The organism is Natrinema soli, from assembly GCF_028618695.1.
This window is the reverse complement of the sequence record NZ_JAQIVI010000338.1, coordinates 1-1887: the sequence shown is the minus strand read 5'-3', so window position 1 is coordinate 1887 and position 1887 is coordinate 1. Positions and strand designations below refer to the sequence as shown.

Sequence of the window (1887 nt, the reverse complement as noted above, 5' to 3'; positions counted from 1 at the left end):
ACTCGAGAGCGGCCGCCCGCGACCTCGTCGAACGCGACCGAACCGAGTTCCTGCCGGACGATCCGCTGGCGTTCATCGACCGCGAACTCGAGGCGCTCGCGACCGTCCCGATCCAGCCGGCGTTCAACGTCCGAAGTGCGACTGCCGAACCGATTGCGGAGGCCGCCCGCGTCTGCCGTGACCGGGACGCCCTCCTCGAGATCAACGCCCACTGCCGACAGGACGAACTCTGCGCCGTCGGCTGCGGCGAGACGCTCTTGCGGGACGGCGACCGACTCGCGGAATACGTCGAACAAGCGGCCGAGGCTGGCGTGACCGTCGGCGTAAAAGTCCGCGCCGAGGTTCCCAGCGTCGACCTGCCAGCACTGGCTCGAGATCTCGAGCGCGCGGGAGCCGACTTCGTCCACGTCGACGCGATGGACACAGAATCGGTCATCGCCGACGTGGTGGACGCGACCGAGCTGTTCGTAATCGCCAACAACGGCGTCCGCGACGACGAGACCGTCCGCGAGTACGTCGAGTACGGTGCCGACGCGGTCAGCGTCGGCCGTCCCAGCGACAATCCAGCGGTGCTCGAGCGGGTTCGCGCGGCCGTCGACCGGCAGTTCGAGCTCGAGACGATCCGATAGTCGCGATCCCATTCTCGTGGCGGGTGCTCTCTGACTGAGACGGGGACTCGTGATCGTCACGGAACCGTCAGAGTGCCGTGCTATCAGCTGTTGAGTCCTACTCGGTAGTAGATGCCTCTCTATCGGTCACCTGGGGAAACAGTTCGAGGAGTAAGCCGACTGCGCCGACGAGAAGCGCAAATATCAGGATCCCCATTCCGGTTCCGCCTGTACTGAGTTCGAGAACGCCACCGAACAGCATCACGAGTATCGCGAACCGCTGGAGTGCAGCGCCGATTATCATCCCGACACTCGAAGCATTAAATCAAGTACCTTGTGATGACGATTCGCCGAACTGGATCCGCTACTCCGTCTCGAGACCGCGAGCGAGCAACTCGACGGGATGTACCGGCCGATCGTACCCCTCGAAGTCGCCGATCTGCGTCCGACAGGAGGTACCGGGTGCCACGACAGTCGTCCCGTCGCGTTCGCCCGTCTCCGCCCTGTCGGGCTCGAAGCCGCGGGTTCGTCTCTCCTCGAGTCGATCCCGTAACAACGAGCCGATCGCCTTCGAGAGGTCGTAGTGTTCGGCCTCGTAGCCGAAACTACCGGCCATGCCACAGCAGCCCGAATCGACGGGATCGACGGCGTAGCCCGCCCGCCGAAGAACGCCCACCGCGTGGTGGTCCGCGCCGCGGGCCTTCTGGTGGCAGTGGCCGTGGAACGTCAACTGCGCCGCTTCGGTCTCGGTCCGATCGAACGATAGTTCCTCGTCCAGCCGGTTCCGGTCAAGGTACTCGCAGACGCCGAATGCGTTCGCCGCGAGCGCGTCGACTCGATCGTCCGCGAGCAGCGAGCGGTACTCGTCGACCACCATCGCGGCGTCGGAGGGCTCGACGAACAGGACCGACCAGCCGCGCTCGAGGTAGGGTTCGAGGTCCTCGAGTAACGCTTCGCCCCGTTCGGCGGCGGCCTCGAGCATCCCCGTAGAGTACGCCGCCCGGCCAGTCGGTCCGAGATCGGGAATCGCGACGCGGATGTTCGCGGCTTCGAGCACCTCGACGGCGGCCTTCCCGAGCGCCGGATGAGAGTAGTTGGTGTCCGTGTCGGGGAAGAGAACGACGCCCGCAGTGGCTGCCTCGGGATCGACGCGAGGGCCTCGCGACTCGAACCACTCGACCAGCGACTCACGCCGAAACGTCGGCAGCGTCCGATCGGCCGCGATCCCGGCCGTTTTCTCGAGGGCCGTCCGCGCACCCGGCAGTTTCGTGGCGCGGTT

3 protein-coding genes are annotated in these 1887 nt (G+C 65.9%); 1 reads left to right on the top strand and 2 read right to left on the bottom strand.

The features are described 5' to 3' along the window. Nucleotides 1–629: tRNA-dihydrouridine synthase (locus tag PGX04_RS19865; protein WP_273740100.1), on the top strand; the 629-nt coding region annotated here is incomplete at its 5' end. A gap of 97 nt (nucleotides 630–726) precedes the next feature. Here the strand turns inward: PGX04_RS19865 and PGX04_RS19860 are convergent. Next, on the bottom strand, nucleotides 727–912 hold the full coding sequence (locus tag PGX04_RS19860; RefSeq protein ID WP_273740099.1) for a hypothetical protein: 186 nt from the start codon (nucleotides 910–912) through the stop codon (nucleotides 727–729). Between the two features lie 60 nt (nucleotides 913–972). Beyond that, nucleotides 973–1887 (bottom strand): (Fe-S)-binding protein (locus PGX04_RS19855; protein WP_377043108.1); only part of this gene is annotated, 915 nt, incomplete at its 5' end.